We start from the raw sequence: 23,456 nt of genomic DNA on the forward strand, positions 1-23,456 counted from the left end.
GTCATCCAGCCTCATGCGCATCGCCTTTATGGGAACCCCCGATTTCGCCGTGCCGACGCTGCAGGCGCTCGTCGATGCAGGTCACGAGATCGCGGCGGTCTACAGCCAGCCGCCGCGCCCTGCCAATCGCGGCAAGAAGCTGACCCCCTCGCCCATCCAGCAGCTGGCGGAATCGCTCGGACTGAAGGTGCACACTCCGGTATCGTTGAAGGGCGAGGACGAGAAGGCTTCGTTTGCCGCGCTCGGTCTCGATGCGTGCGTGGTCGCGGCGTATGGCCTGATACTGCCGCGCGCGGTGCTCGATGCGCCGCGTCATGGCTGTCTCAACGTGCACGGATCACTGTTGCCGCGCTGGCGCGGCGCCGCGCCGGTGCAGCGCGCGATCCTCGCAGGCGATATCGCAACGGGCGTGACGATCATGCAGATGGAGGCCGGGCTCGATACCGGGCCGATGCTGCTCAAGGGCGAGACCCCGGTGGCGGCCAAGACCGCAGGCGAGCTGACCGACGAGATCGCGCAGCTGGGCGCGCGGCTGATGGTGCAGGTGCTGGACGACCTCGCCGCCTATCCGCCGGTGGTGCAGCCGGAAGACGGCGTGACCTATGCGGCGAAGATCGACAAGGCCGAGGCACGGCTCGATTTTACCCTGAGCGCGGAACAGGTCGAACGCCAGGTGCGCGCGTTCAACCCGATGCCGGGCGCGTTCTTCGAGCTGGCTGGCGAGCGGCTGCGCGTGCATGCAGCGGAGATCGCGGGCGGCAGCGCAGAGCCCGGCACCATCCTCGACGACCGCCTGACCATCGCCTGCGCCGACGGCGCGATCCGCCCGCGCATCATCCAGCGCGCAGGTCGTCCGGCGATGCCGCTCGACGACTTCCTGCGCGGCTTTGCCGTCGCCCCCAGCACTGCAATCGCATGACTCGTTTCGCGCTGACGCTGGAGTTCGATGGCGGACCGTTCATGGGGCTGCAGCGCCAGGCGCATGGCCCCAGCATTCAGCAGCATGTCGAGGAAGCCGCACAGGCAATCGTAGGTGAGCAGGTGACGCTGCACGCCGCCGGGCGCACCGATGCGGGGGTGCATGCGCTGGCGATGCGCGCGCATATCGACATCGACAAGGCGATCGACCCGTTCCGGCTGATGGAGGCGCTGAACGCCAAGCTGCGGCCCCAGCCGATCGCGGTGCTCGCCTGTGAGATCGTGCCCGATGACTGGCACGCGCGCTTCTCGTGCACCGGGCGCTCGTACATCTACCGCATCACCAACCGCCGCGCGCCGCTGACGCTGGAGCGGGGCAAGGCGTGGCAGGTTTCCGCCCCGCTCGATGCCGATGCGATGCACGCCGCCGCGCAGCATCTGGTCGGCCATCATGATTTCACCACCTTCCGCTCGGTGCACTGCCAGGCTGCCAGCCCGATCAAGACATTGGACCGGCTCGACGTGGTCCGCGATGGCGACGAGATCGATATCCACGCCGCCGCGCGCTCATTCCTGCACCATCAGGTGCGTTCGATGGTGGGGTGCCTGGTGCTGGTCGGGCGCGGCAAATGGACCGGCGATGACTTGAAGGCCGCGCTCGATGCGCGCGACCGCGCCGCTCTGGGCTTCAATGCCCCGCCCGATGGATTGTATTTTGCAGGCGCCACCTATGAATAGGCAGGCCTAAAGCGCGCGCGGCAATCTGAGCCGGACCAGCAGCCCGCCAAGATCCTCGCTCTCGTCGAGCTCGACCAGCCCACCGTAGATTTCGGCAACATCGCGCACGATGGCGAGGCCCAGCCCCGTGCCCGGCTTGCCGGTGTCGAGCCGTGCGCCGCGATCGAAAATGCGCACACGTTCCACCTCGGGAATGCCGGTGCCATCGTCCTCGATCCAGATATCGACCAGCTTCGGGTCCGCCGCTTCCTTGGGATCGACGGTGACGAAGACGCTGCCGCCGCCATATTTGCCCGCGTTCTCGACCAGATTGCCCAGCATTTCTTCCAGATCCTGCCGCTCGATCGCAACGCTGGCGGTCTTGCTGCCATCCAGGTCGCAGCGGACATGCGGGTACAGCCGCGACACGGCACGCTCCACCGCCTGCGCGCTTTCCCACACGCTCGCGCGCGCCAGCGCCTGTCCGCGCCGCCCGACGGCGCGCGCACGGGCGAGGTGATGGTCGACCTGGCGGCGCATCACCGCCGCCTCGCGGATCACGGTATCGGCCAGATCATCAGCGCGCGCGGTGGCGCTGTTCATCACCACGGTGAGCGGGGTCTTGAGCGCATGCGCCAGATTGCCCGCATGTCGCCGTGCCTCTTCGGCCTGCTTCTCGTTATGCTCGAGCAGCGCGTTCAGCTCCTCGACCATCGGCATCACCTCGATCGGCATGGGATCGCGCACCCGGTCCATTCGGCCGGTGCGCATCGCCTGAATCGCCTCGCGCACCTTGCGCAGCGGCCACAGGCCATAGAGCGTCTGCAGCCCCGCCAGGATGATCAGCCCCAACGCGAGCAACGCAAAGCTGTAGCCCAGGGTCTGGCGCAGCTGGCGGATCTGCAGGTCCATCGCATCGCGCGATTGCGCGACCATGAAGCGCCATCGCACCTTGGAGCCCGGCAGATAGATCGACTGTTCGATGATCCGCAGTTCGTCGTCGGAAAACTGGTCGCTGTTGTAGACATGCGGCTGCGCGTCGCTGTGCGCGGTCTCTATCCTGAGCGCGCGGTCCCATAGCGAGCGCGAGGTGAAATCTGCGTGCCCCTCGCCGCTGATCTGCCAGTACAGGCCGCTGTTGGGCTCAAGGAACCGTTGATCGCCCAGCGGGCGATTGAAGAACACCTCACCATCGGGGCCGATCTCCGCCGAGGAGATCATCGCGGTCAGCACATATTCGAGCTGATCGTCGAAGCTGGTGGTGATGGTGTTGGTGAGGATGCGGTCGAGCGCGAGGCCGCCACCGAGCAGCAGCACGAAGATCCACGCCGCCGCGATGCCGATCATCCGGCGGCTGAGCGACCCGGTATTGGGCAGCGGCGCGGGCGGCGGCGGTGCCGCATCGCCCTGCGCCTGCAGGGTGTCAGCTGCCGGCACGCTCGACGGGGTCTTCAAGGCTGTAGCCCAGGCCACGGATCGTGGTGATCACATCGGGGCCCAGCTTCTTACGGATGCGCGTAACAAACACCTCGATGGTATTGGAATCGCGGTCGAAATCCTGATCGTAGATATGCTCGATCAGCTCGGTGCGGCTGATAACCTTGCCCTTGTGGTGCAGCAGGTACGACAGCAGCTTGTACTCCTGCGCGGTCAGCTTCACCGGCTCGCCGTTGAGCGACACCTTGCCCGAGCGCGTGTCGAGCCGGACATCGCCCGCGGTCAGTTCGCTCGAGGCATTGCCCGACGCGCGGCGAATGAGCGCGCGCAGCCGCGCGATCAGCTCTTCGGTCTGGAAGGGCTTGGCGAGATAATCGTCCGCCCCGGCATCGAGCCCTGCGACCTTGTCCGACCAGCTGTCGCGCGCGGTGAGCACCAGCACCGGGAAGGTTCGCCCCTCCTTGCGCCACATGCCCAGCACGGTCAGTCCATCGATCTCGGGCAGGCCAAGGTCTAGGATCACCGCATCATAGTCTTCGGTCGAACCCATGAAATGGCCGTCCTCGCCATCGACCGACAGATCGACGGCATAGCCGGTGGCCTCGAGCGTGGACTTGAGCTGTTTGCCAAGGGTGGGTTCATCCTCGACGATCAGAATACGCATGGGCAACTCCTGCGATACGGGTGCTGGGGCTTCAGAGCCAAACGCTGCGGAAGCCAGAAAGGACCCCATATCGGGGAAAAGAGCGAGGGTTACAAGTTCGGGGGTTCGAGCGGGGCGGAACCGGCGATCTCAGCCCGCCTGGCGCAGGATCGCACCAGTGCGGGCATCGACATCGACGAAGATAACCCTGCCACTGTCGAGGAACTTCAACCGGTAAACCTGTGATCCGGCGTCATATTCGGGGCCGAGATACTGCATGCCGCGCATCTTGGGGAGAATGCGCCCTTCGATCTCGCGCAACGACTTCACCTGGCCCGCCATGAACTGCTCGCGCGCTTCGCTCTGCTCGCCGCGGCGCTTGCCGTCGACCGCATCGGCCATCGGCGCGCTGGCGACCAACGTGGCGGCAAAAGCCATGGCAGACAGAATGGTGGAGAACGGTGTCATGGCCTCTCAATATCCCCCGATCATTGAATAGCGGCTGAATACTCCGCTAACGCCTTTGTCAGCCTTTGGCCAGTGGTGCGCTGATCCAGCGTCTGGCCAAAGGCTGGGCGGAAGACTCATCGCGTCATCTGATAGGTGACATTGACCGTCACGCTGGTCCCCACCTGGCCGCCTTCGACCGGAGGTGCCGCCGCTTCCAACCGCGCCGTGGTCATCTTCATGTCAGCCCCGCCAAAGGGCGATGCGTTGGACGTCGCCTCGGACACGGCAAGAACCTGAACGCCGGTAAAGCCGGTGCGGCGGGCGTAATCCATCGCCTGCGCCTCGGCGCGCTTCATTGCCTTGTCGCGCGCTTCGCGCTGGGCGGTGCTGTCATCGTCGATGCTGAAGCTGGGACCCGACAGGTTGTTGGCACCCTGCGACACGACGGAGTCGAGGATCGCACCCAGTTTGTCGATCTGACGCACCTTCACCGAGACGGTATTGCTGACCTGATAGCCGATGAAGCGCGGCTGGCGGCCATCGGTGCCATAGTCATAATCCATGGTGAGGTTGATGCCCGATGTCTGGATATCCTCGCGCTTGATTCCCAGGCCGACGATCTGCTTGATCACCTTGTCCATGTCGGCCGAGTTCTGGCGCAGCGCGGCAGACGCGGTCGGGGCCTTGCTGGTGACGCCGGTGCTGAACGTCGCCGTATCGGGCGCACCCAGCACGGTCTCGGTCACGCTCAGCTCGACCACCGGGTTGGCGGCGCTCGCGGTGATGTCCACTGCAGCCATCGCGGGGCTGGCGGCAGCAGCCAGGATGGCCAGCGGAAGAGCGCGCGCGAAGAGTGTCGTCATGGGAAGGTCTCCAAGTAGCTGAACTTCAGCGGTTTTCGACGTGTCCAATGCACGCTGCAACGTGTCGCGCCGCTGAACGAAGCTGTCAAACCGGCGACAGCATTGTAAACACGCGTCTATGGGTGGGCGCATGCCTGGTCGATATAGGCCTTGCGCAGCGCCATCGTCTCCATGCCCGGACGGCCATCGCCGACGCTCAGCCCGTCAATCTCGACCACCGGCATCACGAACAGCGAGGCCGATGTGACGAATGCCTCTGCCGCACCCTGCGCTTCGGCAATGGTGAACGGGCGCTCCTCGACGGTGATACCGCTGGCGCGTGCGATGTCGATCAGGCTCAGCCGGGTAACCCCGGGCAATATGTGATGACCCAGATCGCGCGTGACCAGATGACCCTGCGGCGTGATGATGCAGGCGTTCTGCGAAGTCCCTTCGGTGATGACATCGCCCTCGACCAGCCAGACATCGTCGACACCCGCCGCCTTGGCCTCCATCTTCATCATGCTGGCATAGAGCAACTGCACCGTCTTGATATCGCGCCGCCCCCAGCGCCGGTCGGGCCGGGTAAGGATGCGCATGCCGCGCTCGGCCATCGGATTGTCGACCAGCTTGCGCGCCTGCGTGAACGCGAACACCGTGGGCGGCGTGCCGGGTGCGGGGAACAGGAAATCGCGGTCTGCCGCGCCCCGGCTGACCTGCAGGTAGATTGTGCCTTCCTCGAGAGCGTTCGCCTCGATCAGTGTCGCCAGAATGCCCGGCCAGTCGGCGGCAGCGACATCATAAGCAATGGTCATTCCCGCGAGCGATCGCTCGAGCCGCGCCATGTGCGCTGTTTCATCGATGATCCGCCCGCCCAGAACCGAAACGACCTCGTACACCGCATCGGAGAACAGCAGCCCGCGATCGAAGATCGACACCTGGCCTGCATCCTCGGCCACATATTGTCCGTTGAGATACACTGTGCGCACGGCCCGACCCTTTCCAACTGGTTTGTTCCGGTCTTGCGACGGGCGCAGGTAGCGGGTCAAGCCGGTTGTCGGCAGCGGTGCAGGGATTGCGCCGCGCACCGCCCGCGACTAAGTGCCAGCAGCATGTCCACACCCCCTGTCCTGTCGTACGAAAATCTTGGCCTCAATCAGGGGACCAGCTGGCTGTTCCGCGATATCAATCTGCACGTGGGGCCTCGTGACCGGCTGGCGCTGATCGGGCGCAACGGCGCGGGCAAGACCACGATGCTGCGGTTGATCGCAGGTGACCTTGAGGCCGATCAGGGCACGCGCACCATCCAGCCGGGCGTTCGCTGCGTGATGCTGGCGCAGGATCCCGACTTCAAGGGCTTTGAGACACTGAACGACTGGGCACTGGCGGGCGATGACGCGCCGCCTGCGCACGAGGTCGCCGCGATCGCCGACCAGCTTGGTATCGACCTGTCGCGCGAGGCCGCCACCGCCAGCGGGGGTGAGCGCCGACGCGCCGCGATCTGCCGTGCGCTCGCCAGCGAACCCGATGTGCTGCTGCTCGACGAGCCGACCAACCATCTCGACCTCGCCGCGATCGACTGGCTGGAAAGCTGGCTTGCCCGGTTCAACGGTGCCTTTGTCGTGATCAGCCATGACCGTACCTTTCTGGAACGGCTCACCAAGCAGACTTTGTGGCTTGACCGGGGCAACCTGCGCCGCCTGGAAATCGGCTTTGGCGGGTATGAAGCGTGGATGGAACAGGTCTATGCCGAGGAAGCCCGCGCCGCCGACAAGATGGACGCCAAGCTGAAGATCGAGGCGCATTGGCTGGAACGCGGAGTCACCGCGCGGCGCAAGCGCAACCAAGGCCGGCTTGCCAAATTGTGGGAGATGCGCGCGCAACGCGCCGCGATGATGGGGCCGCAGGGCACCGCCAAGCTGAAAGCGGTGAGTGACGACAGCAAGACCAAGTCGGTCATTGTCGCCGACCGCGTGTTCAAGACCTTTGGCGAAGGCGAGACCGCGCGCACGATCATCAAGGACTTCTCGCTACGCGTCCAGCGCGGTGACCGCATTGGCATCGTCGGTTCGAACGGGGCGGGCAAAACGACGCTGATCCGCCTGCTGACCGGCGAGCTCGAACCCGACAGCGGCAAGATCACGCTTGCCCAGACGCTCGACGGCGTGATCATCGACCAACAACGCAAATTGATGTCGCCCGAAAAGCGCGTGCGCGATGTGCTTGCCGAAGGCGGCGACTGGATTGACGTGCGCGGGGTGCGCAAGCACATCCATGGCTATCTCAAGGAGTTTCTGTTCGATCCAGGCCTGGTCGAGGCGCGGGTCGGAACGCTCTCGGGCGGCGAGCGGTCGCGGCTGTTGCTGGCGCGCGAGTTCGCCCGCGCCTCCAATCTGCTGGTGCTCGATGAACCGACCAACGATCTTGATCTCGAAACGCTCGATCTGCTGCAGGAGGTGATCTCCGACTATGACGGCACCGTCCTGATCGTCAGCCACGACCGCGACTTTCTCGACCGCACCGTCACCGTGACGCTCGGGCTTGATGGATCGGGCGTGGTCGATGTGGTTGCGGGCGGCTATGCCGACTGGGAAGCCAAGCGCAAGCAGCGCACCGCCGACTGGGTCAAATCGAACCGCAGCAAGGCAGATGCCGCAGCCGCGGCCGCCGCGGCTATCCCCAAGCCGGTCTCGCAAAAGGTCAAGCTGAGCTACAAGGACCAGCGCGATTACGACACTTTGCCCGAACGCATCGAGGCGATCGAAGCGGCCATTGCGCGCGACGAGGCGGCCCTGTCCGACCCTGATCTCTACACCCGCGATCCGACCAAATTCGCCGCGCTGACCAAGGCGATCGAAAAGGCCCGCGACGAAAAGGACGCCGCAGAAATGCGCTGGCTCGACCTCGCCGAGCAGGTCGAAGCGATGGGGTAACATCGCAGAGCGATATCTGCGAGCTACCCGGTCCCCGGCGCAGGCAGGGGCCCATCTTCCGGACATGTCGAATGTCAAACGACCGGTGCATGTGAAGCACCAGCAGGAGTTGGGCCCCTGCCTGCGCAGGGGACCAGAAGGCGGAAGTTCCCTTTCTCCCCCCGCTCGCGGGCGGGGAGAACTCGGGATGCACCCCTCACCCCAAGCGATAGAAATCCGCCAGCCGATCGAGCGCCATCCGCAGCACCAGGCGGCCAGAGCGCACCGGCCAGCCGAGTGCCTTTTCCGCGACCGGCATCGCTTCGCCCGAACAGATGACACGCCACGCGATGTCGTTGAGATCGCGGCCCAGCGCGGTCATCGCGGCATCGAAGCGCTGACGTGCCGCCGTCTGACGTTCTGTCGGCTCGAGGTGACCGTCACTGCAACGCGAACCACTCGAGATCGGCGCTGCATCCCAGCGCATGGTGATCGATGGCGCCAGGTTCGCCCGCTCCCAGTCGGCGCGCAGCTTTTCGCCCGCATCGAACTGGCGCTGGTCGATCAACCCGCGCGCGAACAGCCAGCCCAGCGGCGATTCGGCAAGGTTCACCGTCACCGACCGCGCCGGACGCTGCCCTGCGGTGACAAGCGCGCCGACGGTTTCTCCCTCCAGCACCTTTTCCGCCAGCAGCCTGCCTGCTGATGCCCGCACCGCTGCCCTGTTCTGCCTGTCACCCATATATCATCCCATCTGGTTGCATTCTGCCAAAACAGGATTGCCATGATGGTTGGAATGTAGGAAAGATATTTTTCCATATAGGTTAAGGTGACCCAGCATGATCAACCGAATTCGCGATGTCCGCCGCGCGCGCAACATGACGCTGGACGATGTCGCGCGCCGCTGCGATCCACCCACCACCGCGCAGACGATCGGGCGGCTCGAAACCGGCACGCGCACACTGTCGCTGGGTTGGCTCAACCGGATCGCCGCCGCGCTGGAGGTGGAGAGCAATGCCCTGGTCAGCACCGCTGCTGCTGCAGACCTTCCGGTGACCGCCCTGCTCGCCGCCGACGGTGCGCGCGCGCTGACCAAGGCGGAACGCGTGCTGCCCCCCGCTCCGCATGAGGCTCTCATCGCAATGCGCGTGGCCGCCAGCGTTGGCGAGTATCGCAGCGGCGACGTCGTGTGGCTGCGTCGGATCGACCAGACGGATCTGCCCAGTGCGCTCAACCGCGATGTGCTGGTGCCACGCCCCGCGGGGCGATTCGTGTTCGGGCGGCTGATCGCGCGCGATGGCGGGCGGATGCAGATCTTGCCCCCCGGCGCGGGGACGCGGCAGCAGGTGGTCAGCGATCCCGCCTGGCTGGCAGTGGCAGAAACGTTAATCCGACCGCTGTAGACAGGCGGCAACATGCGCATCCTGACCCTCGCCACGCTGTTCCCCAACGCCGCCCGTCCCAATTTCGGCATTTTCGTCGAGCGGCAGACGGCGGCGCTGGCCGCGCACGCAGATGTGGACATCACCGTCATCAGCCCGCAGGCGATACCCCCCTGGCCGCTGTCGAACCATGATCGTTATCGTGCGCTTTCCGCCCTTCCGTTGCGAGAAAGCTGGCGTGGGCTCGACGTCTACCGCCCGCGCTTTCTTCACCTGCCCGGCATCGGCCCGCACTGGCAGCCCGCCCTGATGGTCCGCGCGATCTGGCCCCTGGTGCAGCGGCTGCACGCGCAACGCCCGTTCGACCTTGTCGATGCAGAGTTTTTCTACCCCGATGGTCCGGCGGCGCGCGTTCTGGCGCAGCGGCTGGGCATTCCCTATTCGGTCAAGGCACGCGGTGCGGACATTCATTACTGGGGCACCTCACCCAGAACGCGCGGCATGGTGGTGCAAGCAGGGTGCGACGCGCACGGCCTGCTCGCCGTATCGGCAGCGATGAAGCTGGACATGGTGTCGCTGGGCATGCCGGCGGACACAATCGCCGTCCACTATACCGGCTGCGATCAGCAGCGTTTCGCGCCGCAGGACGGCAGCGCGCTGCGCGCCGAACTGGGCATTGCCGGGCCGATGCTGATCACTGTCGGCGCACTGATTGCGCGCAAGCGGCAGGACCTGGTGATTCAGACGCTCACCGCCCTGCCCGGCGTCACTTTGGTGCTGGCAGGTGCCGGTGAAGAGGAGCGGTGCTATCGCGAACTGGCCCATCGGCTGGGCGTGGCCGACCGCGTCGTCTTTGCCGGATCGTTGCCGCACGACGATCTGCCCCGCTGGCTGGCCGCTGCCGACGCCATGGTGCTGCCGTCCAGCTCTGAAGGGCTGGCCAATGCCTGGGTGGAGTCACTGGCGTGCGGCACGCCGATCGTGATCAGCGACGCGGGCGGAGCAGGCGAATTGCTGAACGATCCGGTTGCCGGTCGCATTGCCGAGGCGCAGCCTGCGGCGCTGGCTCAGGCGATCGGTGAGGTGCTGGCGACCCAGGCTGTGCCCGCGCGGGTTCGCGCGACGGTCGCCAACTTCACCTGGGAACGCAATGCAGCCGAGCTGCACCGTCACTTTTCAACGATTCTGGGGCGGTAGTGCGCGCTCGCGCAGCGTGCGGATGATGCGGTTGCAGATCGTGGGGCTGAGCGGCTGGGCGAAATGACAGCCGATGACCTTGCCTTCCACCCACACCACTTCGCCCATGATCGGGTCAACACCCTCGATTTGCAGCGTGATCGGGGCGTTCATCCGCAGCAGAAAGTCGCTTTCGAACCGGCATCCCGTGATCGACAGGTTGGTCAGCGTGACCGAGCAGCGACGACGACCCTGGTCCACCATTTCGGCATCGATCTGGACATTGATGCGGATGGCATAGCGGCGTTCGGTCGCTGGCTGGTGCGCCGCCTGCCGTTTGTCCTGCAACCCTGCCATCGAGTGTCTCCGCATGAACCATGGTCTGCAATTCCGGGCAATTTGGACCCGTTGTCGTTGCAGGATGGCGAATTGTAACGCGAAGAGCCTAACCGACCGTAAAGATGAGTTAAAAAACCCTCTCAGTCAGAAGTGTCAGCCAGCAAGTGCGCGGAGCGTCAGCCCCGGCGCGCCGCAGTCCAAACCATAAAAAACGCCCGGCAACCCCTTGGGGCGACCGGGCGTCTTTCAAAACTTGGCCTTGTTCAGGCGAAGCTTGGTATCAGCTTACTTAGCTGCTTCAGCCGGAGCTGCTTCAGCGGCAGCAGCTTCTGCACCGGCTTCGGCGCCAGCTTCAGCACCGGCTTCCATGCCAGCTTCTGCACCAGCTTCCATGCCAGCTTCGGCGCCTTCAGCGGCCGGAGCTTCCATGGCTTCTTCAGCAGGAGCTTCAGTGGTTTCTTCGGCAGGAGCTTCAGCAGCTTCTTCGGGCGTGCAGGCTGCGAGAGCGAGGAGGCTAGCGGCGGCGAAAACCGGGCTCAGCTTAAGAATGGACTTCATGGTACTTTTCCCCTTCGTTGCGGAAACAAGAGCCCGCGTTTTATCGACACCCTAGAGACTCTGGCAAGACATATTTCTTGCACTCGCGCGGGAAGGACACGCCGCAAGGCCCGACCCCTATCCCCCGCACCCTTGGGAGACATGCATATAGCCGGTTTGCCAGGGGCCGAAAAGAGGATAAAATGCGGTTACCACGCAGGGCATAGTGCAGGTGCGAACGGCGCCGCAAAACGCCCCGTCCTTCGCCTCATGCTCGCCCGCAATCCTCGATACGCACGGTCGATCAAGCCTATTTCATTGCCGCAACACGGCATTTCACAACGATGTCGCCCGCCGCTGCAGACCGCCAGGCAGCCGCTCTGGCGGTCAGATCCGGCAACCTGCGCGCCCTTTGCGCTGTCCCGTTCCTGTACCGGCGGGGCGGCTCTCATGCCTTGCGAATCATCGGCTTGACCCCACGGCCTGATCTATGCGAGCCCCGCCGAAATCCTGGACGCCAATGTCCGATCATCAGGGAATGGCTTTGTGACCACGCGCTTCATCAACACCCGTCCGCTCAATGCGATAGGCCTTGGCTGCATGTCGCTCAGCTGGGGCTATGGCACCCTGCCCCCGCGCGATACCGCGACCGCGCTGCTCAACCGGGCGCTGGATTTGGGCTATGACCATCTCGACACCGCCAATATCTATGGCCTGGGGCATAACGAGACGCTGATCGGCGAGGCGCTCAAGGGGCGTCGACGCGAATTCTTCCTGGCGACCAAGATGGGCATCGTCATCGAGGGCGAAAAGCGCGGAATCAGCTGCCGCCCCGAGGCCATCCGCCGCTGCATCGATGAATCGCTGACCCGGCTGCAGACCGACCATGTCGACCTGTATTACATGCATCGCCGCGACCGCGACGTGCCGATCGAGGAATCGGTGGGCGCGATGGCCGATCTGGTCAAGGCCGGCAAGATCGGCAGCATCGGCCTGTCCGAAATGTCGGCAGACACGCTGCGGCGCGCGGCCGCCGAGCACCCGATTGCCGCGATGCAGACCGAATATTCGCCCTGGACGCGCGAGCCCGAAATCGCCGTGCTCGAGGCCTGCCGCGACCTGGGCACCACCTTCGTCGCGTTTTCGCCGGTCGCGCGCGGGGTGCTGGCCAATGGCGTGCGCGATATCGATGCGCTCGATGAAAAGGACCTTCGCCGCACGATGCCGCGCTTCAACGCCGACAACTGGCAGGTCAATCGCGCGCTGGTCGACGCATTCTGCGACATTGCCGCCGAACTGGAGGTGACCCCGGCCCAGCTATCGCTTGCCTGGGTGCTCTCGCGCGGCGAGCATATCGTCGCCATCCCCGGCACCGCATCGATCGCGCATCTGGAAGAGAATTTCGCGCGCGCAGACTGGACCATCCCTGCCGACGCTGCCGAACGGATCGACGCGCTGATCAACGAGCGCACCGTCGCCGGCCCCCGCTATGGCGAGATCATGCAGCGGACGATCGATACGGAGATGTTTGGCTGAAACAGATGTCTGGCTGACAATGGTGTCTGGCTGGACATGCCCTGCGGTCATCTTGATCGCAGGGGTTTGAAAATTGGTCGGGACGAGAGGATTCGAACCTCCGACCCCCACACCCCCAGTGTGATGCGCTACCAGGCTGCGCTACGTCCCGACCGGTCCATCGCCGCGCCGCGGCGGATGGGAAGCGCGCCTATATGGGCATGGAACGCGATTGGCAAGCCCGTCCTGCACGCCTGTGTGCCAAAGCCAAGATCAATTGCCTTGCGCTGCCGATGATGATAGGCGCGCCCATCGCTGCGACCGGGTTTTTTGAGCCGGCTCGCTCCTGGCCATCTCTTCAGACATTCGGAATTTATCGACATGGATTCGACACTATTGCTTGCACTGGCCGCTGCCGCACCTGGCGCCGCTCCGGCCTGGACCCAGCTTTTGATGTTCGTGCCACTGCTGCTGATCTTCTACTTTCTGATCATCCGTCCGCAGCAGCGCCAGATGAAGGCGCACAAGGCCAAGATCGAAGCGGTCAAGCGCGGCGATCAGGTGATCACCGGTGGCGGCCTGGTCGGCAAGGTGACCAAGGTCGACGACGCCTATGTCGAAATCGACCTGGGCGGCGCCAAGGTGCGCGCGGTCAAGGCGACGATCAGCGACGTCATCCTGCCCGGCGGCGCGCCCGCCAACGATTGAGCTACCGCCTTGCCGCCTGATGCGCGCATGAATATATGGCGCGCACATCCGGCCCGCGCCCAACTGGCCCGCCTTCTGGCGATGCCCGGGTTCGCACTGCCAAGGAAGCCTTGAGAATGCTAGATTTTCCGCGCTGGAAAACGATCTCCACTGCCCTGCTGCTCGCATTTGGCGTGCTGTTGGCGATCCCCAGCCTGCTGCCTGCCAACGTGGCGACATATTATCCGTCGTTCCTGCCGCAGGCCAAGATCAACCTGGGGCTCGATCTGCAGGGCGGCAGCCACATTCTGCTGGAGGGCGACCCCAAGGATGTGGCGGCGCAGCGTCTGCAGAACATGGAAGAAACGGTGCGGGCAGCGATGCGCAACGCCAAGCCGCGGATCGGCATCGGCGATATCTCGCGTGAGGGCGGCGCTCTTTCGTTTCTCGTGCGCGATGTCTCGCAGGTGGATGCCGCGCGGGAAGCCATTCTGCCACTGACCAGCGGTGCGGGCCTGACCGGACAGCGCGACTGGGATATCGAGGTCCGCGACACCAGCCGCATCGTGCTGACGCCGACCGAGGCGGGCCTTACCGAAGCACTCGACCAGGCGATGGAAACCGCGACCGAAGTCGTGCGCAAGCGTATCGACGAACTGGGCACGCGCGAACCCACCATCATCCGCCAGGGCGACAACCGCATCGTGGTGCAGGTGCCCGGGCTCGACGATCCCGAGGCACTGAAGGAACTGCTGGGTCAGACCGCCGAACTGGAATTCAAGCTGGTCGATCAGAACGCCAGCCCCGAAGATATCGCAGCCGGTCGTGCGCCGGTGGGCAGCGAGATCGTGCCCTACCCGACCAACCCTGCCGGCGGCACGCCGATTGCCGTGCGCCGGCTGGGCGGCATTCGCGGCGACAAGCTGACCAACGCGCAGCAGAGCTTTGACCAGCAGACCAACGAGGCGGTCGTCACGATCACCTTCGATCGCGAGGGCGGCACCCGCTTTGCCCGGCTGACGCAGGAAAATGTCAACAAGCCCTTTGCCATCATCCTCGACGGCGAGGTGCTGTCGGCACCCAATATCAACGAGCCGATCCTGGGCGGTACCGCGCAGATTTCGGGCAGCTTCACGACCGAAAGCGCCAATCAGTTGGCGATCGCGCTGCGCTCCGGCGCGCTTCCGGTCGAGCTCAAGGTGGTCGAGGAACGCTCGGTCGGTCCCGATCTAGGTACCGAATCGATCCAGTCGGGCCTGCTGGCAGGCGCGGTGGGGACCATCGCCGTTCTCGCCTTCATGGTCGTGACCTATGGCCGGTTCGGCGTGTATGCCAACATTGCTCTGGTGCTCAACATCCTGCTGATCCTGGGCATCATGGCGCTGATGAACGCCACGCTGACGCTGCCGGGTATTGCAGGCTTTGTGCTGACCATCGGCGCGGCAGTAGACGCCAACGTTCTGATCAACGAGCGCATCCGCGAGGAGCGCAAGAACGGCAGGCGGATCATCCAGGCGATCGAGGTGGGTTACACCGAAGCATCGCGCGCCATTTATGATGCCAATATCACCAACGTTATCGCGGCGGTGCTGCTGTTCCTGTTCGGATCGGGTCCGGTGCGCGGTTTTGCGGTGGTGCTGATGATCGGTATCGTCACCTCGGTCTGGACTGCCGTGTATGTGACCCGCATGTTTGTCGCCATCTGGCTGAAGCGCGAACGTCCGCGCGAACTCGTAATTTAACAAGGCTCGATCGCATGAAGCTCATCAAGCTCGTACCGGACGATACCAACTTCCGCTTTCTGCGCTGGCGCAAGCTGGCGATGACGATCAGCCTGATCTCGATCATCGCCTCGATCGTGCTGGTCGGAGTGCGCGGCCTGAACCTGGGCGTCGATTTTGTCGGCGGCCAGATGATCCAGGTAACCTTCGACAAGGTGGCAGAGGCGCCCGTGAGCGGCCTGCGCGATGATATCGAGGCGCTCAATCTGGGCGAATCGACCATCCAGCGCTTCGGCCAGCCCAATCAGGTCTCGGTCCGCATGCGGCTGGCTGGCGACAATGTCGATGAGGTCAACGCCGTCACCAGTCGCGTCACGCAGATGATCACCAAGGAATATGCCGCGCAAGGCGCCCGCATCGACGGGGTTGATTCGGTGTCCGGCAAGGTTTCGGGCGAACTGCTTTCCACCGGCGTGTATTCACTGGTGTTCGCGATGCTGGCGATCGCCATCTATATCTGGTTCCGCTTCGAATGGCAGTTCGGCGTCGCTGCGCTGTTTGCGCTGTTCCATGACGTGACCCTGACCTTCGGTTTTTTCGCGCTGACCCAGCTCGAATTCAACCTCAACATTGTCGCGGCGCTGCTTACCATCATCGGCTATTCGCTCAATGACACGATCGTGGTGTTCGACCGCGTGCGTGAAAATCTGCGCAAGTACCGCAAGATGGACATGATCTCGCTGCTCGATCTTTCGACCAACGAGACACTGTCGCGCACGGTGATGACCACGCTGACCATGCTGATCGCGCTGATGGCGCTGTTGCTGATCGGCCCGGGCGTGATCTTCGGCTTTACCGCTGCCATGACGCTGGGCCTGTTCGTCGGATCATATTCGTCGGTCTATATGGCCAACCCCATTCTTGTCTGGCTGGGCGTGGGACCGCACAGCTTCGTGCCGCAGCAGACCGATGCCGAGAGGGCGGCAGCCAAGCTGAAGGAAGGCATCGGCGGCGCGAAGCCCTGATGGCAGGCTTGATCGATGGCTGAGTTCAATCAGGATCCTCGCGCGTCCGGCCCGGTGATTACCGGCTTTACAGCTCGCGGGTTCAAGCTCGACGGCGACAATCTGGGCCCGCGTCGGGTCGATTCCAGCCTGGTGCTGACCCCGGTGTCGGCAATGCCCTGGGATGCGCCAGCGCTCGATGCGCTGGGGATCGAGGACATGGCACATGTCCTGGCGCTGGAGCCTGTGCCCGAATTCCTGCTGCTGGGCACCGGCTCCGCCCTCGCCCACCCCCCGCGCGCGCTCATTCGCGCCATGGAAGCCCATGGCATCGGGGTCGAGGTGATGGACAGCCGCGCTGCGGCGCGTGCCTGGGGCATCCTGAGGTCCGAAGACCGCTGGATCGCCGCCGCGATCATGGGGCTGTAGCCCCCTTCGCCACATCGTGAGTGCATCAGGGCGCGGTGCGCCTGCTGCCACGCCGCCTCCCGGCGGCAACGAACCGTCATCGCGTGCGTTCAGTCGAGCAAGCGCGCACGAAACGGGGGCAGGTATGGCAAGGACACGATCAAACAAGGCGCAGGAGCCTGCGCTCGATGAGCTCGCCGACGTCACCACCGCACTTCTCTACCGAGCGATCAGCCGGTCCGGGCGTCACGAACTGGCACGCTCCTTCTCGGCTCTTTGGTGGTCCGGCGTTGGGGCCGGGCTGGCCATCAGCCTGTCGATCCTCTGCAAGGGCATGTTGACCGCGCTGGTACCTGATACCGCGTGGGCGCCTGCCGTCACCAACCTGGGTTATTCGGTCGGCTTTCTCGTCGTCATCATGGGGCGGATGCAGCTGTTCACCGAGAACACGGTGACACCCATCCTGCCGCTGCTGGCCTATCCCTCGATCGGCCGGCTCGCGCAGACGGCCCGGCTCTGGTCGATCGTGTTCCTGGCCAACATGACCGGGTGCCTGCTCGCCGCCCTTCTGATGGTGTATGGCGGCATCATTCCACCCCTGCAGATGCAGGGCGTGCTGGATGTGTCGCGCCATTATGCCGACGTCGCTCCGATGAACCATCTGCTGTGGGGCATGCCGGCCGGGTTCATGATCGCGGCGCTCGTGTGGATGCTGCCCCGGATCGAGAGCGCCGGCGAAGTGCTGATGATCATGCTGGTGACCTACATGATCGGCCTGGGCGGCTTTTCGCATGTGGTGGCGGGTTCGACCGAACTGTTCATCGTGATGCTGAAAGGCGAGATCGGACTGGTCGAGGTGGTCGCTGGCGGCATCATCCCCGCCTTGTTCGGAAATGTCATCGGCGGCACGGTCATCTTTGCGGCGTTGGCTTATGCCCAGGTTCGCGAAGAAATCTGATCGCTCGCTCCATCGCCAGCGTCCCAACGGTTCGTCTTGTTCCGCTTGCTGCGCTATTCAAGGGCTTTTAGACAGTCGTTTGGCGATGCGGCGGGCTCGCCTGGTTTTTGTCCGCTGCTTCCTGTCTGACGAGAGTGTCGATGGATCGAATCGTAAGTGCAGGTGCCATTTTCCGGAAAGACGCATGGCTTGGCTATGGCCTTGCCGTGCTGTCGTTTGCGGTTGCGCTGTTCATCCGCCTCGAACTGCAGGGCACGCTTCCGCCCGGATTTCCCTACCTCACATTCTTTCCGGCCGTCATCCTGACGACTTTTCTGGCCGGCTTATGGCCCGGGATAGCCTGCGCGACACTGTGCGGGATTGCCTCGCTGTATTTTTTCATACCCCCGTCGGACTCGTTCGCCATCGATGGGGCAAGCAGCATCGCCATCGGCTTTTACATCTTCATCGTCACCGTGGACATCGCGCTCATCCACTTCATGCACCGCGCTGCAGACCGCCTGATGGCGCGCAAGCAGGTCATGGAAAGCCTTTATGACCAGCAGCGCACCATGTTTCAGGAACTGCAGCACCGCGTTGCCAACAACATGACCTTTGTCGCTGCGCTGCTCCACCTGCAAAAGCGCAACATCACCGCCGACCCGGCATCGGCCATCAACGCGCTTGATGAGGCGCAGAGCCGGATCGAGACGATGTCGCGCATCCACCGCAGACTTTACGATCCTGCTTCGGTCGATCTTCCGGTAGCGGAGTATTTTCAGGAAATCTGTTCGGACCTGTTGCAGGCCACTGGCGCGCGGAACATCGTGTGCATGGTGGACATGCCTGCGGTACGACTGGATATCGCCCGGCTGACCACCCTGTCGTTGCTGGTGACCGAACTGGTGACGAACAGCCTGAAGCACGCCTTTACCGACGACGGCGGCACGATATCACTGAAACTCGAGCGTCTGAGCCCTGACAGGCTGGCGCTCACCGTCAGCGACAATGGTCGCGGAATGCAGCACGGCGTCGATACTGTCGCGAACAAGGGCCTTGGCACGCGCATCATCCAGTCGCTGGCGGCGCAGCTGGGCGGCGAGGTGAAGGCTTTGACCGGGCTGCGCAACGGCGTGGCATGGCAGCTGGAGTTTTCCGCCTGACCGGCGCCTGCGCGTCGGTCAACCCGCCAGGGCGGGGTCGCAAGCGGCAGCAGGCTCGATCGCATCGGCCAGCGTGATCTGATCCAGGACCACGGCGGTCTCGTCGCGCACCTTGAGCATCAGCGCGCGCAAGCGACACGCATCTTCCGCCAGACAGTTCTTGCACTTCTCGTAAGCATAGCGGCTGGCGCAGGGGACCAGAGCCAGCGACCCGCTGGTCATTCGGACGATATCGCCATAGCGAATGTCGATCGGCGGCAGCCCCAGCTCATAACCGCCGTCCTTGCCGCGCTGCGAGTGCACCAGCCCGGCCCGTGCCATTTCCGACAGGATGACGGTCAGGAATTTGGGCGGAATGTTCTGCGCTGCGGCTATCTCATCCAGATGCACCAACCCCTCGCCGTAACGATCGGCAAGGTGCTGCAAGGCGCGGATGGTGTATCGGACTTTCTGGCTCAGCATGTCCCGAACGCTGATACGCACGATGCGCCGAATTTTCAATGCAATTGGTAGAGTGACCGGCAAGCGGGCCTATATCGCGAGGCGACCGCCGCGTTCAGCCCCCAATCAGTAGATGCCGCCCTGCTGCTGCAGGAATTCGCTGTCGCTGCGCGCACGGGTGGCAGGGCCTGCGCGCTTCTGCACGGCCTTGGCTGCGGCCATTTCTTCCTCGCGGATGGTACGGCGCGGCTCTGTTTCAGGCTTGAACGCTTCCCAGATGACCGCGGCCTTGGCCTCGTCGCCCGGCCAGGCGCCGTACACGCGGCGGCCAGAGCGCCGGTCGATCCGCACCATCCTGGTCCCGGCAGGCGCACGGAATTCCGTCACCGGCATCGATGGCAGGACTTCTCTGGCAAACTGCTTGAACACCGGGGCGGCAAGCCTGCCACCCTGGGCATAGCCGCCCATGCTGCGCGGCTGATCAAAGCCCAGGTAGATTCCCGCCACCATATCCGGCGTTCCGCCCACGAACCAAACATTCGTGGGGCCGCTCGAGGTTCCGGTCTTGCCGAACATCGGGCGATTGAGGTCGGCCAGATTGGTCGCGGTGCCGCGCGTGATGACGCCTTCGAGCATGTGCACCACCTGGTAGGAGGTGATCGGATCGATGATCTGGCGACCACGCGGGGTGAAGCGCGGCATCGGCTTGCCATTCCATTTGGCCATGTTGCAACCTTCGCAGGTGCGCGGGTCGGAACGGAAAATCACCTTGCCGCGCCGGTCCTGGACATAGTCGATCATCGTCGGCTTCAGCTCGCGGCCATGGTTGACCAGCATCGAATAGGCATTGGTGATCTTCATCACTGTGGTGTCGCCCGCGCCGAGCGCGATCGAAAGGTAGGGCTTGTAGTCGCCGATGCCGACAGCCTTGATCGTCTTGACCACATTGACCATGCCGGCGTCATTGGCCGCGCGCACCGTCATCAGGTTGCGCGACTGCTCCAGGCCCCAGCGCATCGTCTGCGCCCCTGCCCCTGCCGAGCCGCCGAAGTTGCGGAAGCACTTGTTGCCCAGGCTTGCTGACTGATAAACGCAGAACGTGCCATCGACGATCTGGGTGGCAGGCGTCATGCCGTTGTCGAGCGCGGTTGCATAGACGAACGGCTTGATCGTCGATCCCGGCTGGCGGTCGGCTTGCGTCGCCCGGTTGAACGGACTGATCTGCGAATCGAACCCGCCCTGCATCGCATAGACCCGGCCAGAGCGCGGGTTCTGCACCACCATGCCGCCGGAAATCTCGGGCACGTTGCGCAGCGCGTAATTGTCACCCGCCATTGGTGCGACGGCAATGATATCGCCCGGCTTCATCGAATCGAACGCGGTGCCGCCCACGCGCTTGCGCGGCATGGTGGCGGTCGAGCGCGGCAGGACGCCCGTGTCGCCATTGGCAAAGCCGATTTCGGCGGCACTCGGCGACTTGCCGATCACCACCGCCACGCGCCAGTTCTCGTAATTGATATCGATATAGGTCGATGCCAGCCGCGAGGCCCATTGGTCGTCGATCTCTATGGTGTTGAGCGGACCGCTCCAGCCGCTGCCGCGATCATAGCGCAGCAGCGCATCGCGCAGTGCTTCAGTTGTCGCGCGCTGCATCGTGGGGTTGAGCGAAGTGCGCACCCACAGGCCACCGGCATAGACGCTGTTCTTGCCGTCCTCGGCCTTCTCGCCGAACTTCTCGACCAGCTGGCGGCGCACTTCCTCGACGAAATAGCCGCCGACCTTGTCGAAATTGTCGCCGGTGCGGGCGATTGTTCCCAGCGGTTCTGCCTGTGCGGCGGCCATTTGTGCCTGCGTGATCCAGCCGTTGGACTGCATCGCACCCAGCGCCCAGTTGCGCCGTTCCAGCGCGCGTTCCATGTGCACTTCGGGGCGATAGTTGGACGGCGCCTTGGGCAGGATCGCCAGATAGGCCGCCTCGTGCAGCTTGAGCTCGGCGACGTCCTTGCCGAAATAGGCGCGCGCCGCCGCCTGTACGCCATAGGCGTTGCGGCCGAGGTAGATCTCGTTGAGGTACAGCTCGAGGATTTCCTGCTTGGTCAGCACATCCTCGATGCGATAGGCGAGAATGGCCTCCTTGACCTTGCGGGTGATCGAATATTCATCGCCCAGCAGCAGGTTCTTGGCAACCTGCTGGGTGATCGTCGAGCCGCCGCGCGCGCGCCGTCCCGAGCCGAGCTTGGTCACATAGTCGAACACCGCAGAGGCAAGCCCAGGATAATCCAGTCCGCTGTGCGAGAAGAAGTTCTTGTCTTCAGCCGACAGGAACGCCCGGATCAGCGGGAGGGGATAATCCTTGTACTGCAACTGCACGCGCCGTTCGCGTGCATAGCTGTTGATGATCTCGCCATCGACACCGCGCACCATGGTGGGCAGGTCGGGCTCGTAATCCACCAGGGTATCGGCAGAGGGGAGATCGCGGGCAAAAACGAGCCAGATCAGCAATATGCCGAGCAGTGCCAGACCCAGAAGATAGGTGGCCCAGCGCACCCAGCGCTTCTCCCACGCATCGCGAAAGGACGCCATTGCGCCATCGCCGCCCCGTCGCACGCTATAAGCCGTGTTGCCGCTTTCACCCTCGCTCATGCCGGGGCGGTTAGCACATCATTCCTGAATATGGCCAGAGCGGATTGGTGCCTGGCAGATCAGCGCGACGCCAGTTTACGTGCGAAAAACACCGTGACCGCCTGGCTGACCGATTCCGCAATCCTGCGGCGATAAGCGGCGGTATTAAGCAGCGCGACGTCGTCGACATTGCTGACATAGCCGGTTTCCAGCAACACCGACGGCACATCGGGCGCCTTCAGCACCATCAGCGAGGCGAAGCGGTGCGAGTCTGTGCGGAAGTTCATCTTGTCGTCGCCTTCGCGCCGCAGAAGCCGGGCGAAATCTGCCGACAGATTCATCGTTTCGCGCTGGGTAAGGTCGATCAGGATCGAGGACACGTCGGATGGCGCATCGGACAGGTTGACCCCGTTCAGGATATCCGCCTTGTTTTCGCGCGCGGCAAGCCGTGCCGCTTCGCGGTCGGACGCGACCTCGGACAGCGTATAGATGGTTGCGCCGCGCGCAGTCTGCGAGGCAGCGGCATCGGCGTGAACCGAGATGAAAAGATCGGCTCCCAATCGCCGCGCGATGCCATAACGCTCCTGCAGCACCAGGAATGTATCGCTATCGCGCGTCAGCGCCACGCGGAAGCGGCCGGTCTTGAGCAACTGATCGCGGATCGCCCGGGAGATCTGCAGGGTGACCTTGCTTTCGTGCGTGCCATCGTGCGGACTGACCGCTCCGGGATCATGCCCGCCATGCCCGGCATCGATGACCACCAGCGGACGCGAACTGTCGTCCGGCCCCTCGATCCGTGGCAGTCGCGGCCCCTTGCTGGGCTTTGGCAGTGGTATGCGGACACTGTAGCGACGCGGCGGCGGCTCTGCCCGGAAGGATGCCGGCGGCACGAAAGACTGGCGGGACGCATTGAGCACGCCGTGCAGTTCGGACGATCCCAGTTCGGTCACCGACAATGTCAGACTGCGGCCATCATCGGAAAATGTGCCGGCGCTGATCACAGCCGGGCGGTCGAGGTCCAGCACGACGCGTGCGGTATCGGTATCGAACTGCGCCATGCGCACTGTGCGGAACAGGCCACTTTGATAGAGTGCGTTGGAACGGGCAGTCGCCCCCTTGATATCGATGGCGATGCGGTCCGGTCCACTCAGCACGAAGCTGCTGGCGCTCTCGATCGGATCGTTGAAGTGCAGCACAATCTGATTGGCATGCACCTCCACATTCGAGACCTCGCCGGCCTGCACCGGCACGGAGCACGCCAGGGACGCGCAGATGGAAGACAGCCAGACCATGTCTGTCTTATGCCTCCGGCGTGATTGTCCGGTCCAGTGCAATTTCGTCATCGCTGGAATCGTGCCTCTTCTCTTGATAAAGGCACGATTAGGGTTAAGCCGAAAAAACCGTGTGAAACGATCTGGTTACCAGAAATTTTACCACGAGGGGCTTTAGGAATGCCGACGCCTGCCGTCTTATGGAGGTTGAGGCATCTTCATTGCCGGCCTCTGCGACGAAATGAGCTTTTTGTTGCTGTATGATGCAAGCGATGCTAGCAAAGCTTTGCGGCTCATTGGCTTAACCGGCCATTCCCCGCATTCAATGACGGCG

General features: G+C 63.9%; 23 protein-coding genes and 1 tRNA gene. 12 read left to right on the forward strand and 12 right to left on the reverse strand.

What is annotated here, in order from left to right; translation table 11 throughout:
* Nucleotides 1-13: 13 nt before the first annotated feature.
* Both fmt and truA read left to right on the forward strand, forming a co-directional pair.
* Entirely contained in the window at nucleotides 14-919 is a 906-nt protein-coding gene (gene fmt, locus D618_RS0106300; RefSeq protein ID WP_017670651.1) for a methionyl-tRNA formyltransferase, read from the forward strand.
* Nucleotides 916-1,656 (forward strand): tRNA pseudouridine(38-40) synthase TruA, encoded by a 741-nt coding sequence (gene truA / locus D618_RS0106305; protein WP_017670652.1) that lies wholly within the window; start codon nucleotides 916-918, stop codon nucleotides 1,654-1,656. The genes fmt and truA overlap by 4 nt, the downstream gene beginning before the upstream one ends.
* Nucleotides 1,657-1,662: 6 nt before the next feature.
* On the opposite strand, the gene D618_RS0106310 is transcribed toward truA, so the two are convergent.
* The 5 genes from D618_RS0106310 to D618_RS0106330 all read right to left on the reverse strand — a co-directional run bounded on the left by D618_RS0106310 (nucleotide 1,663) and on the right by D618_RS0106330 (nucleotide 5,996).
* Nucleotides 1,663-2,982, reverse strand: a complete 1,320-nt coding sequence (locus tag D618_RS0106310; RefSeq protein WP_040370346.1) for a HAMP domain-containing sensor histidine kinase — start codon at nucleotides 2,980-2,982, stop codon at nucleotides 1,663-1,665.
* Between the two features lie 76 nt (nucleotides 2,983-3,058).
* Entirely contained in the window at nucleotides 3,059-3,736 is a 678-nt protein-coding gene (locus D618_RS0106315; RefSeq protein WP_017670654.1) for a response regulator transcription factor, read from the reverse strand.
* 129 nt (nucleotides 3,737-3,865) lie between these two features.
* Nucleotides 3,866-4,183 (reverse strand): PepSY domain-containing protein, encoded by a 318-nt coding sequence (locus D618_RS0106320; protein ID WP_017670655.1) that lies wholly within the window; start codon nucleotides 4,181-4,183, stop codon nucleotides 3,866-3,868.
* A gap of 116 nt (nucleotides 4,184-4,299) precedes the next feature.
* A complete protein-coding gene (locus D618_RS0106325; RefSeq protein ID WP_017670656.1) occupies nucleotides 4,300-5,028 on the reverse strand; it encodes an SIMPL domain-containing protein in 729 nt (242 codons plus the stop codon).
* A gap of 116 nt (nucleotides 5,029-5,144) precedes the next feature.
* Nucleotides 5,145-5,996, reverse strand: coding sequence for an aminotransferase class IV (locus D618_RS0106330; protein ID WP_040370331.1), 852 nt, complete (start codon nucleotides 5,994-5,996; stop codon nucleotides 5,145-5,147).
* Nucleotides 5,997-6,119: 123 nt separating this feature from the next.
* On the opposite strand from D618_RS0106330, the gene D618_RS0106335 reads away from it, so the two are divergent.
* Nucleotides 6,120-7,940, forward strand: coding sequence for an ABC-F family ATP-binding cassette domain-containing protein (locus D618_RS0106335; RefSeq protein WP_017670658.1), 1,821 nt, complete (start codon nucleotides 6,120-6,122; stop codon nucleotides 7,938-7,940).
* Between the two features lie 196 nt (nucleotides 7,941-8,136).
* On the opposite strand, the gene D618_RS0106340 is transcribed toward D618_RS0106335, so the two are convergent.
* Nucleotides 8,137-8,661 carry a DUF6456 domain-containing protein gene (locus D618_RS0106340; RefSeq protein ID WP_017670659.1) on the reverse strand — a complete coding sequence of 175 codons (525 nt, stop codon included), beginning with the start codon at nucleotides 8,659-8,661 and terminating at the stop codon, nucleotides 8,137-8,139.
* 97 nt (nucleotides 8,662-8,758) lie between these two features.
* On the opposite strand from D618_RS0106340, the gene D618_RS0106345 reads away from it, so the two are divergent.
* Both D618_RS0106345 and D618_RS0106350 read left to right on the forward strand, forming a co-directional pair.
* Nucleotides 8,759-9,322, forward strand: coding sequence for a helix-turn-helix transcriptional regulator (locus D618_RS0106345; protein WP_017670660.1), 564 nt, complete (start codon nucleotides 8,759-8,761; stop codon nucleotides 9,320-9,322).
* Between the two features lie 12 nt (nucleotides 9,323-9,334).
* On the forward strand, nucleotides 9,335-10,498 hold the full coding sequence (locus D618_RS0106350) for a glycosyltransferase (RefSeq protein ID WP_017670661.1): 1,164 nt from the start codon (nucleotides 9,335-9,337) through the stop codon (nucleotides 10,496-10,498).
* On the opposite strand, the gene D618_RS0106355 is transcribed toward D618_RS0106350, so the two are convergent.
* Both D618_RS0106355 and D618_RS19295 read right to left on the reverse strand, forming a co-directional pair.
* On the reverse strand, nucleotides 10,478-10,849 hold the full coding sequence (locus D618_RS0106355; RefSeq protein ID WP_081590436.1) for a PilZ domain-containing protein: 372 nt from the start codon (nucleotides 10,847-10,849) through the stop codon (nucleotides 10,478-10,480). The two genes, D618_RS0106350 and D618_RS0106355, sit on opposite strands and share 21 nt — an antisense overlap.
* A gap of 252 nt (nucleotides 10,850-11,101) precedes the next feature.
* Nucleotides 11,102-11,374: a hypothetical protein gene (locus D618_RS19295; protein ID WP_040370332.1), complete on the reverse strand. Its 273-nt coding sequence runs from the start codon at nucleotides 11,372-11,374 to the stop codon at nucleotides 11,102-11,104.
* Between the two features lie 525 nt (nucleotides 11,375-11,899).
* Here D618_RS19295 and D618_RS0106365 point away from each other — a divergent pair.
* Nucleotides 11,900-12,889 (forward strand): aldo/keto reductase, encoded by a 990-nt coding sequence (locus tag D618_RS0106365; protein WP_017670664.1) that lies wholly within the window; start codon nucleotides 11,900-11,902, stop codon nucleotides 12,887-12,889.
* 74 nt (nucleotides 12,890-12,963) lie between these two features.
* Here the strand turns inward: D618_RS0106365 and D618_RS0106370 are convergent.
* Nucleotides 12,964-13,040: transfer RNA gene (locus tag D618_RS0106370), tRNA-Pro, on the reverse strand.
* Between the two features lie 281 nt (nucleotides 13,041-13,321).
* Here D618_RS0106370 and yajC point away from each other — a divergent pair.
* The 6 genes from yajC (at nucleotide 13,322) to D618_RS0106400 (ending at nucleotide 18,788) form a co-directional block, all read left to right on the forward strand.
* Entirely contained in the window at nucleotides 13,322-13,576 is a 255-nt protein-coding gene (gene yajC, locus D618_RS0106375; RefSeq protein ID WP_238550604.1) for a preprotein translocase subunit YajC, read from the forward strand.
* 116 nt (nucleotides 13,577-13,692) lie between these two features.
* Nucleotides 13,693-15,297 carry a protein translocase subunit SecD gene (gene secD / locus D618_RS0106380; RefSeq protein ID WP_017670666.1) on the forward strand — a complete coding sequence of 535 codons (1,605 nt, stop codon included), beginning with the start codon at nucleotides 13,693-13,695 and terminating at the stop codon, nucleotides 15,295-15,297.
* A gap of 14 nt (nucleotides 15,298-15,311) precedes the next feature.
* Nucleotides 15,312-16,301, forward strand: a complete 990-nt coding sequence (gene secF, locus D618_RS0106385; RefSeq protein ID WP_017670667.1) for a protein translocase subunit SecF — start codon at nucleotides 15,312-15,314, stop codon at nucleotides 16,299-16,301.
* Nucleotides 16,302-16,316: 15 nt separating this feature from the next.
* On the forward strand, nucleotides 16,317-16,709 hold the full coding sequence (locus D618_RS0106390) for an Mth938-like domain-containing protein (protein ID WP_017670668.1): 393 nt from the start codon (nucleotides 16,317-16,319) through the stop codon (nucleotides 16,707-16,709).
* A 124-nt stretch (nucleotides 16,710-16,833) separates the two neighbouring features.
* Entirely contained in the window at nucleotides 16,834-17,646 is an 813-nt protein-coding gene (locus D618_RS0106395) for a formate/nitrite transporter family protein (RefSeq protein ID WP_017670669.1), read from the forward strand.
* A gap of 140 nt (nucleotides 17,647-17,786) precedes the next feature.
* Nucleotides 17,787-18,788, forward strand: coding sequence for a histidine kinase dimerization/phosphoacceptor domain -containing protein (locus D618_RS0106400; protein ID WP_017670670.1), 1,002 nt, complete (start codon nucleotides 17,787-17,789; stop codon nucleotides 18,786-18,788).
* 18 nt (nucleotides 18,789-18,806) lie between these two features.
* Here the strand turns inward: D618_RS0106400 and D618_RS0106405 are convergent, their stop codons facing one another.
* The 3 genes from D618_RS0106405 to D618_RS0106415 all read right to left on the reverse strand — a co-directional run bounded on the left by D618_RS0106405 (nucleotide 18,807) and on the right by D618_RS0106415 (nucleotide 23,101).
* A complete protein-coding gene (locus D618_RS0106405) occupies nucleotides 18,807-19,250 on the reverse strand; it encodes an Rrf2 family transcriptional regulator (protein ID WP_017670671.1) in 444 nt (147 codons plus the stop codon).
* A gap of 105 nt (nucleotides 19,251-19,355) precedes the next feature.
* On the reverse strand, nucleotides 19,356-21,812 hold the full coding sequence (locus D618_RS0106410; protein WP_238550605.1) for a PBP1A family penicillin-binding protein: 2,457 nt from the start codon (nucleotides 21,810-21,812) through the stop codon (nucleotides 19,356-19,358).
* Between the two features lie 119 nt (nucleotides 21,813-21,931).
* Nucleotides 21,932-23,101, reverse strand: a complete 1,170-nt coding sequence (locus D618_RS0106415) for an N-acetylmuramoyl-L-alanine amidase (protein WP_238550602.1) — start codon at nucleotides 23,099-23,101, stop codon at nucleotides 21,932-21,934.
* Between the last annotated feature and the right edge of the window lie 355 nt (nucleotides 23,102-23,456).

The sequence above is a fragment of the Blastomonas sp. AAP53 genome (assembly GCF_000331245.1).
Lineage (GTDB): Bacteria > Pseudomonadota > Alphaproteobacteria > Sphingomonadales > Sphingomonadaceae > Blastomonas.